The organism is Ornithinibacter aureus (genome assembly GCF_009858245.1).
Lineage (GTDB): Bacteria > Actinomycetota > Actinomycetes > Actinomycetales > Dermatophilaceae > Fodinibacter > Fodinibacter aureus.
Genome location: NZ_VMSB01000001.1, coordinates 2,271,261 through 2,280,794 on the forward strand (window position 1 = coordinate 2,271,261; position 9,534 = coordinate 2,280,794).

Below are 9,534 nucleotides of genomic sequence, written 5' to 3' on the forward strand. Positions count from 1 at the left end.
GTGGACTTCGCCCTACTCTTTGCCCTTTTGGCTGGCTTAACGCGCACCTTCACCACCGTCGACTCATCACTTGGGGTTACCCGGGTGATCATGCCTGTGCTGCCGAGGAGCAGGTCCTGACCCCTCAGAGATTTGCCGCCCCCCAAGCGCACGGGGACAGCGCGGGACTTCGTGACGTAGACGGTGGTGGTCCCCACCTTGCGCACGACCGCTTTGGAGCGGGCCGACATCTCGCCGGGTCGGGCCGTCTGCGGCATTACAGTCATCGAGCTTCCCCTCTTTCAATGTGATAAACCGCCAACCCGACAGCGAGTAGACGGTTGTGGTGCCCGTAACGGGTGGTGCGCGTGTGGTCACGCAGGGCCATAGAGACAGTTAACCCTACTACTCGCGAATCTTCTGGGAAGTGGCGATGTCCGCGCCGGACGCCCTGCCATGGCGGCCCGAGTCGGCAAGGTCGCGCGTTCATCCCCCCTGTGGAGGGCGTAGGCGAGCTCGAACTGTTGGCGCTCGTCGAGAGACTCGGCGAACTGGCGGTAGAGGGCTCGGCTCTTGGCGGTGGGCTTCTGGGTTCGCCAGGCGGGCGACAGGTCGAGGTGGGCGTGGGCGAGGTGGACCCATTGCCACGTGATGGCGTAGGGGTGGCTGCTGTCGCGGGTTGACGGGCGCCAGTGGCGTCGCCATTCCTCGAACCAGCGCCAGGAGTGGAGCCGGCGGGTGACTTTGGCCTCGGTTGCCCTGTAGTCCCGGCGTTCGGTCTCTTCCCCGGCCCGCCAGATCCGGCTCCTCCACTCCTCCGCGCTGACGAGCATGGTGGCCGAGCAGGCACGGGCGCAGCGCACTCCCATCGGGCCGGGCATGTTGAGGGCCTCGGCGGCTTGGGCCCACGAGGTCACGTCCGGGTGCAGCCGCGCCAGCGACAGGGACGCGAACAGCCGCACAGTGTCCTTGCTGGAGCTGCTCGCGCCGTCGAGGTGCTCGAGGTACTGGGCGTGCGGGATGACCTGCGGGACGAGGTTGAGGTTGATCGGCATGCGCCCTCCAAGGTCAGTGTCGAGGTGGTGGGACAAGCGCCGGTGCGGGGCGCGGGCGGCCATGACGAGCCGGGTCAGCGTTGGGGTCATGACGGTACGGTCGGCGAGCCAACCGAGCGGGCCGTCGTTAGTGGTCGGGGTGAGCTCGGTCCACGGAGTCAGGCGGGCAGCAGCTGCGTCGACGTCGGGGGCGGCGAGTATGCCGTCCGCCGTCGCCAACGCTGCCGCGCGAAGTTCGGGCTGTTCGGGTGGGCGCAGTCCCCAGCGCGGTCCGCGATCGCCCCTGCGGGCGACGGCTTCGTCGGTGAGTTCGCTCGCCCAATGGGCGAGGTGTTCGGCGCCAGGTTGGACACCCAGATGGAGCAGGAGCGTGGTGAGGTGACGCAGGTCGCTCAGGTATGCCGCGGGCTTTGTGACCTGTCCGAGGACGGTCACGTGCTGTCCGGCGAGGGCTGCGTTGACGCGGCGCTGCAGGGCGAGGATGTCCTCGGTGGCTGGCGTCGTGGGGATGGTGGTGAGGTCGTGCTGGCACTGTTTCGTGGGGCCGGCGCCGAGGGGGTTGCCGCACACGGTGGCAGCGCCGACGCGGCGGAGGTGGGAGTGGCGCTGGTCGCGGAAGGGTCGTCGACACGAGGGGCACCGAGCGATGAGCAGAACTTGGTGTCTAGCGCAGGTGGTGACGATGAGGAGCCTCCACACAGACTGCCAGACCCCATCTTTGGCGAGGCATGTCGGGCAGATCTGGGTGCCGTGGGCCGGTGCCCAGCCACGCGCGGCGACCTGCCGGTAAGAGTGCCGGTCGTCCGGGTCGAGGCCGGTGAGGTCGAGGGCGGTGCCGTCGAACGCGGCGAGGGTGGCGGCATACACGTCCTGCTCGTCGACGCGGGCGAGAGCAGCGAGCCGGGCGATCGTCTCCGGGGCCGGCGCGAGGGTCAGGTAGCGCGTGCCCCCAGCTCGGCGACCTGCGGTGGTGAGCAGCTGTGCGGTGGACAGGCCGTTGGCGTCGGCCAGGTGCTCGAGCCACGACTCGATCGACTCACCCGGGCGGGGTGTCACGGACACCGGCAGGGCCGCGGTCATGGCTCGTCTGGGGGTGGTGTGCGCGACCCCCAGGCCCTGCCGTCCGGCAGGAGATCCTGGGGGTCACTTCCCGGTCCCTCGCAAGGGTGGGCGTCAACGGTCAGGCTACTCGAGCGCGGGTCGGCGTCCCTGGCAGCTGACGTGCGAGCGGGGGCGTGGAGCCACATCGCAAGAGCGGTGGCAGCATCGTTGACGGTGCCGGGGTTTCCGCGATGGATCGCTTGGGTGGCGGCGTTGCCGGTTTCGAGCGCCCAGATGAAGTCGTCAGACTCGAGTTGGCCGGCAGGCTTGGCGCAGCCGGCCTGCCGGACGGCCTCACGTGCTGCGGTGTTGAGGTCCTCGAACATCGTGTCCCAGACCGAACGCAGCGTCTCCGGGCAGCCGTGAGAGTCCACGAGGCGCGCCATCAACGCGGCCGCATCCCTAGGTGTCTCGACGACCGTGGCGCCGAGGACGCGACGATCAGGGAGTTCCATCACCAGCAGGACGAGAGTGTGCCCGCCGTCGGCGAGCCAGACGTGGTTGGGGTACAGCTGCCAGGCGCTCATGCCGTCCTCCGTTCTCGGGGCGCCCGGGCACGAGAGTGGTCGGGTCGGCCGTTGCGGTAGCCCTCGCCGGCGGCGATGCCGGTGTAGCCCGAGAGTCCGGCGAGGTCGGCGCACTCCGCGGTGATCGGGCAGTCGGAGCAGACCGCGGCCGGCTCGGCCAAGGTCGCGAGGCGAGCCGCCCGGGTGAGGGCGGCGGCATACCTGTCCTCCCACTGCGCCCACTCGAGCGTGAGGTCTTTGCAGGCGCCGTCGGCCAGGGACCAGGCGGCGTCGCGGGCGAGGACCTCGCGGCTGATCCCGCGTATCACTGAACCGGTGAGGTGAGAGCGGAGGGCGGCTCGGTGAGCCAGAGGGCGCGCAGGTCGTCGATCGCCGACGGGCAAAGGCTGATCGGCGTGAACGCCAGGTCGGGGATCCCTGCGGTCAGGGCAGCGGCGGTGGCGGTCGTGCACACGCCCACCACGCCCCCGTGGCGGGTGATAGCCCAGGTCTGGTCCGGCAGGTCCGGGGGTGCGGTGCTGGTGGCGGTGAGCCATTCCTCGATCAGGAGCCGGAGCTCTTCGCAGTAGTGCTGGTAGTGGACGTGGTCGATGCTCTCGAGTGGGGTGTCGTCGATCGCCGTGAGCATCGCGGTGGTGCGCTGGTGCAGGTTCTCCAGGGCGGGATGGTCGAGCGGTGTCATCCGTATCTCCTCGTGATGGCGGCCCAGGTGGCCTGGGTGGTGGGGATGGTGATGACGTCGGCGTCGGCGAGCAGCTGCTGCCCGGCTTCGGCGAGGACGAGGCGGGTCTCGGGGTCGATCGCGGCGTCGAAGGCGCGCACGTGTCGGTCGGCGATGAACGGTCGCGGGCTGGTGAACGCCGGCCCGTGCGTGAATCGCGTCCAGATCCATGCCAACGCGAGTTCGCGTCCGGGGTGGCCGTCGATGTCGGGTAGCCGGTCGGTGGCGAGGGGTAGCCGCGGCAGAGAGATGATGGGTCGGAGGGTGTCGCGTCGACGCTGGTAGTCGACCAAGCCGCCGGTGACGAGGACGTCGACGGCGTCGGTGAGGCGGGCGGCGTCGAGGTCGTGGATGCCGCGGCCGAGGCGTATGCCGTCGAGCAGGAGGCTGGTGTCGGTGTCGGTTTCACCGAAGGCGTGACAGGCGCGGGCTGAGGACGTAGGGCCGTCGTGGACGTGGGTGAGCAGCATGTGCAGCGCGATCGCGCAGTGCCAGCGGACGCGCCACAGTGCCGGGTCGGGCAGGCTGTCCTCACCAGGTGCGGGCAGCAGCGCGGGGACGTGGTCGGGGTGTATGCCGTGCCGCCTCACCTGGTGGGTCAGCTGAGTGATGAGCCACTGCAGTCGGCGGGCATCCTCGCGGTTGTACCCGGCCAGGATCGGCGCCGTTGTTGGTGTTGCAGGCGGTCGGCGCGGGAGGTACTTGCGGGCGTTGGGGACGTGCTGCGGCGGGACGGTGAGCGTTTGCCCGCGGCGACGGCGTTGCGCACCTTCGCGTAGGAGTTGGTCACGGAGGTGGCCGGACCGCAGCGCGGGTGCGGCGGCAGAGACGATGACGGCGACCGTGCCGGGATCTGGGCTGGGGAACACGCCCCACCGACGGGCGGCGGCAACGTCGAAATCGGGCAGGCCATCGGGGCGCTCAGGCCACTGGTCGTCGATGGTCTGAGCCACGACGGCGCACACCCGACGGAACGACCCGAGCCGGAGACGGGCCGACTGATGGTTGACCGACGCCTCAGCCAGCGACGTGAGCTCGCCGACCAGGTCCAGCAGTCGATCAGACGCCTCCTGCGGGAGCACGGCGCGACGGCGAGCCGGGACGAGCAGGACCTGGCAGGCGCGGCATACCGGGGAGAGGGCGGTCTGCCAGAGCAACTCGCGGCGACCGGTCAGGGCCGTGCAGCGCGAACACACCCACTCGACGCTGAAGTGCAGACGCCACCCGCCCCGGTGCGTGGGACCCCGACCGCGAACCGTCGGCGGATAGCGATCCATCGTCAGACGCGCCGCTGCACCGGCGTCGAGGCCGGCGAGGGCAGCGACAGTGCCCAGTTCATCTTCGGGAACTCCGACGTCGTGCCGGTGTGCTGGGAGGACCCGACGGCGAGTCACGCCGTTGGCCTCGGCGAGGCGCCCGGCATACGCAGTGAGTGGCTCGCCGGGCTGGGGCGTGGGCCGCACGGGAAGCAGCGCTGTCATCGCCGTGTCTTCCGTGACGCGGTGGCTGCGTCGATCTGTCCGTCGAGCGAGCGATCGCTGAGGTCGACCGAGTCGAGGTCGTCGTGGGTAATGACGCTGCGCCGGTCGTGGACGGCGTCCAGGACGGAGCGGGCGACGAGTCTCGTGGCCTCGCCGACGAAACCTTGCGTGCGCCGCCAGATGTGCTGGGCCAACTTGGCGACGAAGAGGTCGGGCGCCGCGTTGGGCAGATGCTGGAGCGGTCGGTTGCCGACCATCGCGAGAAGGTCTTGCCAGGCCGCCTTCTTCTCGATCGTGGTGATCTGGAAGGCGTCGATGGTCATCGTCGTCAGCCGGGCCCTGATCTGCGGGTCGTCAAGGATGGCGGTGCTCTCCAAGTGAGCGCCGACCAGGATGACCGTGCCCTTGTTGACCTCGCCGAGTTCGGTGTTGAGGAACTTGATGTAGTCCAGCACTGCTCGGCCCTGAGCGCTCGTAGTGCGAAGCATGTGAGCGTCGTCCAAGATCACGACCTGAACCCCGTGCATTCGCAGCGCGTGGAGCACCCGGGTGGTCGTTGTCCGGGCAAGGCCTTCGGGTGGATAGCCGAGGTAAAGCAAGATCAGCGCATTGATCTCTTTGATCGAGCTCGACGCCATGAGTGTCACGTAGACGACCGGCACCCAGTCCGCAATCACGCCGGGCTGTGGCGACCAGGTGGGACGCTCCTCTTTCGCCTTGCCACCCAGTACGCCGCGGTACACGCCGAACCCCCAGTGCTTGAGCAGCGTGGACTTACCCGCCGAGAACGGTGCGGTGACCGCGATCATGGGCATCGCTCCCGGCGGTCGGAGCCGGTTCGTCGTGACAATGTCGTCGAGGTGAGCGGCGACCGCCTCCATGGGCTTGGAGACGACGATCGTCGCGTTCATCGCCACCCTAAGACGACAGAGGTAGTCCTCTCTGCCCTCTCCGGACAGTCCGACGAAGTCGGTGCTGGAGACCGGGTCGGGCCATGTGGGAGCCGGAGTGGTTGCCTGTCGATGCCAGTCGTGCGCGTCCACGTCACACCATCTCTCGGTAGTTGGGCCAGGACTCTTCGCCGGTCTCCTGAGCCGGCTCGGCCGCCTCCGGATGATGGTCTGAATGGGCGTTCGACAAGCGAGGTGAGGGGAAGCGGAGAACGCCGTGGCGTGACTCCTCAAGCGCCCGTGTGGCTGCAGCAGCCTCGGCATGGTCCACGAGGGCCTTCTCGTGACGTAGGCGGGCGGCCGTGAGTTTGGCGCGCCACTCGTCCATGTCAGAGGCCGCCGTGAGCTGGGTCAGCTCGTCGATGAGTTCGAGCATGACTTTGCGCTTGGACAGGACGTTGTTGCCGCCACGCTCGCGCAGGAGCCGGCGCGCCTCATCGATGACGACATCGGTCAGGGGCGCATGGACAAGGTGGGATTCGCGCCACTCCAGTTGCTGGACGCGGTCGGTGAATGGGTGCCTGATCCACAGGTGTTGCCGTTGCCGGTGATCGTAGAGGAACGGCATCCGGTCGTCACCGGCCCGGAAGGTGCCCGGCCTGAGCTGGCGAAGTTCGTCGAGGATCTCTCCGTCGTAGGTCAGGCCGCGATACTCGACGCCCGCATGGCCGATCTTGAGCCAGCGCTTGGGCAGGAACTGGTAGATGAGGTCGGGCCGTTGCGGGACGACGATGTTGCCGACGGCGGGCAGCAGCATGTCGAATCGTTCAAGGGGCGTGAAGTGACCTGCCTCCATGCCGGGCAGACGTATGCCGTCGTGCGGGGATCGGTGGTAGTCGAGGGCGATGAACCGGTGGAGGTGCTCCTCGAGTTCCTGAGCGGTGAGCAGCGGCTTGTCGGCGATCATGACCGTGCGGCCGCGTTCGGTGACCCTTCGGCCCTTGAAGCCGGGAATCTGCTGACATGCACGTTGGAGGCTCTCGTGCCAGCGCTCAACATGCGAGTTGTCAATTGGACGACTCCCCCGCGAGGGGAGCAGGTCGGTGCCGAAGTCGGTGAGGAGCGCACGGAGGTCCGCGGACAAAAAGATGCCTCCGTTGTCGGCGCGGAGCGACATCATGCACACCGCAGGCTTGATGTGCTCACCCCGAATGGCGCGGCCCGTGTTGGGTTTCGGCGGTCGGTGCGCGTAGAGCGGCCGCCCGTCGAAGTCCAAGCTGACCGGCAGGCCGCACCAGCGGAAGCTGTCGATCGTCACTTCGTCATCTCCCGTGACCAGCATCGACATCGGGCGCATCGCGTCGTAGAGGCTGAGGCTGGCCTCAAACGAGGTCGCGCTGCGCGGCACGACGCGGAGCGCGACGATGACGCGGGTGGGCACGGAGATGACGGTGATGACCTCGACCGAGTAGACGCGTCCTGTGAGTGGGTCGATGACGAAGCCGTCCCACCTGGTGACGTCAACGGCGAGATGCCCTGGGTGGATCGCGGGGTAGCTGCGTCTGCCGGAGCTCTTTCGGAGTTCCTTGCCTCGGTTCTGTCGAGTGGTGTTCCCGATGGCCCTCATCCGCGCCGAGAGGTACTCCTGCAGCAGCCTTTGCGGCAGGTGCACGTCCGTGATGCCTTGGAGCTTCAACTGCACGCGGATCTGCCGCTCGACTTCCTTCTGGTTGTCGAGGCTGACGTCCCCGTCGTAGCGAGAGAAGATCTCATCGGCGACGCGGAGGAACCTCGGGTCGAGGGCGTCGAAGCCCTGGACCCCCTTGGTCTTGCGGCCGTCGACAAGACCTCGGAGGCCCTCGCGCTGCCATGCCTTGACCCAGAGGCGCACCGTGCTCTCCGACACTGACTCCGAGATGAGTTCGCCGGCTTGGACCCGTCGCATGATGATTCGGTCGGTGCCTCGCTCCACGGACAGTTGTCGCGCCATCCGACGGATACGGACGGTCAGGCTGACGCCGTATCCATCGCCGAAAGGGTGGAAGGGTTCGCCTGGTCTGGCGAAGTCGGGCAGTCCGTCGCGGTAGCCGGTGAGGATCTCCAAGACCACTTCGAGCCGTGCAAGAGCTTCGAGGCGGACGGCCGTGGGGAGGCCGCTCCACCATGGCTCAAGCGCGAGGTGGACACCTTGGACTCCTGTTTCGTCGGTTCCGCGTGCCTCGAGTTGGTCCCAGCGGACCTCTTCTTCCTCCCCAACGACCGTCTTGACGCGTATGCCGTAGCGCTCGATACCGAGAACGAGAACCGGCCCGTTCGGCATGAGCAGCCTCATGCCTTTGGCGATGAAGACTTCGTGGCTCACGCCGAAGCCGCCGTTGGGGGTATTGATAGCGGCGTTTGCCGACTCAGGTGCTTGTCGAGGTCGCAGAGGAGGTCGCCCCGCCAGATGGCATGCCACATGGACGCCGTGAGGTGCCCGCCCTCGTCATCAGTGGCGAGGACTCCGCCGATCGACGTGAGCCGGGTGTCACCAACGATCGTCGCCAAGCGTGTGGCGTAGGCGGCGGGCTCGCGCCGGAAACCGTGCAGCCACATGAGATTGCCTTTTCGCACACGGGTCAGCCCGGCAAAGACCTCGTATCGCCAGCCCAGGTCGTGACAAGCTCGACCGGTCAGGTCGGCTTTGATCTTGAAGTCGTCGTCTTGGCGGCGTATGGCCCGAACGTCCCAGATCGTGACGATCCCGTGGCTATCCACGCTCAGCAGGTCTGGAGTGTGCTCGAGCCGGCGACGTGCCCGCTTTGCCGGGAGCCGCAGACGCATCGGCTGCGATACCAGCCACGTGACGTCTGGGCGCCGGTCAAGTTCGCGAAGGAGGTCATGCTCCAGTCCCGATTCGAGCCTGATGTGGCCACCAGTGGTAGTCGAGTAGGCGTACACCGGAACGTGTCGCGACTTGGCCGTCGATTTCGGCGCTCTGACGCGCACGAGCGAGTGCGGGTCTGGAGGATGCTCACCGTTCCAGGCTTGAGTGCCTTCGCCGACGTCGAACCACCAGTCGACGGGATCGTCGGTCAGCACCACAGGGGGTGGCTGCCTTCGGGCAGCGCGAATAGACTTGGGCACGACGGCACCCTTCGTTTCTGTCCAGTTATCTTGGGACCGTCGCCCGAAGCCGTACCCGTTCCCGCGGGTGCGGCTTCGCCTTTCGGTATGGCTTGGTCTCGGTGTCCACGATAGACGCGGCTGAGCCCCGGCACAAGGCTCACGCGCACAAAATAGTTGCCTGATGTGCCGGTGTGAGGATGGCAGCTTCTTCTCGCTGCGGATGTCCGCTCAGACCGCTTTCACCGAGTGTCAAGGCCGCCCGCTCACCGACCGCGCAAGTCAAGACGTTGGCGCAGGTCAATCCGTCTGTTCTCTATATTGTGCATTCATCACGCCTGCCCCTAGGCTCTATGCATGAGTATGCAACCTCGCGGTACGATGGCCCCGCAAGCAAGCCTCCGAGGTCTAACCAGCCTCACCCGAACAAGCGGAGCTCACCACTCCGTGAAGGAGACTGACCATCTCCGCGATCGAGAGCCATCGACGCCCGTGCCTAAAAAGCGGATCAATACAGCCGTACCGCCGGATGCTGATGTCCCTGCGGTAGCCGCGGCGCTACCCACAGCAGTGGCACTCCCCTCGGGCTTTCGATGCCTGAACCCGACGTGCTCTTCAGGGGCGCTCATCCACTGGGCCGAAGAGCGTGGGAGACCCAGGCTCTTCTGCTCATCG

8 protein-coding genes are annotated in these 9,534 nt (G+C 67.3%); all 8 read right to left on the reverse strand.

The annotated features are described in order from the left end of the window. Positions 1 to 353: 353 nt before the first annotated feature. Positions 354 to 2,114, reverse strand: coding sequence for a TniQ family protein (locus C8E84_RS10830; protein ID WP_159902043.1), 1,761 nt, complete (start codon positions 2,112 to 2,114; stop codon positions 354 to 356). After that, positions 2,111 to 2,662: a hypothetical protein gene (locus C8E84_RS10835; RefSeq protein WP_159902045.1), complete on the reverse strand. Its 552-nt coding sequence runs from the start codon at positions 2,660 to 2,662 to the stop codon at positions 2,111 to 2,113. Before C8E84_RS10835 ends, C8E84_RS10830 begins: the two co-directional genes overlap by 4 nt. After that, the gene (locus C8E84_RS10840) at positions 2,659 to 2,970 is read right to left on the reverse strand and encodes a hypothetical protein (RefSeq protein WP_159902047.1); all 312 of its coding nucleotides are present in this window, start codon (positions 2,968 to 2,970) and stop codon (positions 2,659 to 2,661) included. Before C8E84_RS10840 ends, C8E84_RS10835 begins: the two co-directional genes overlap by 4 nt. Next, on the reverse strand, positions 2,967 to 3,344 hold the full coding sequence (locus C8E84_RS10845) for a hypothetical protein (protein WP_159902049.1): 378 nt from the start codon (positions 3,342 to 3,344) through the stop codon (positions 2,967 to 2,969). Before C8E84_RS10845 ends, C8E84_RS10840 begins: the two co-directional genes overlap by 4 nt. Then, the gene (locus tag C8E84_RS10850) at positions 3,341 to 4,864 is read right to left on the reverse strand and encodes a TniQ family protein (RefSeq protein WP_159902051.1); all 1,524 of its coding nucleotides are present in this window, start codon (positions 4,862 to 4,864) and stop codon (positions 3,341 to 3,343) included. Before C8E84_RS10850 ends, C8E84_RS10845 begins: the two co-directional genes overlap by 4 nt. Further along, a complete protein-coding gene (locus C8E84_RS10855) occupies positions 4,861 to 5,775 on the reverse strand; it encodes a TniB family NTP-binding protein (RefSeq protein WP_159902053.1) in 915 nt (304 codons plus the stop codon). Before C8E84_RS10855 ends, C8E84_RS10850 begins: the two co-directional genes overlap by 4 nt. A 133-nt stretch (positions 5,776 to 5,908) precedes the next feature. After that, a complete protein-coding gene (locus tag C8E84_RS10860) occupies positions 5,909 to 8,116 on the reverse strand; it encodes a helix-turn-helix domain-containing protein (protein ID WP_159902055.1) in 2,208 nt (735 codons plus the stop codon). After that, entirely contained in the window at positions 8,113 to 8,838 is a 726-nt protein-coding gene (locus tag C8E84_RS10865; protein WP_159902057.1) for a TnsA-like heteromeric transposase endonuclease subunit, read from the reverse strand. Before C8E84_RS10865 ends, C8E84_RS10860 begins: the two co-directional genes overlap by 4 nt. Positions 8,839 to 9,534 lie beyond the last annotated feature (696 nt).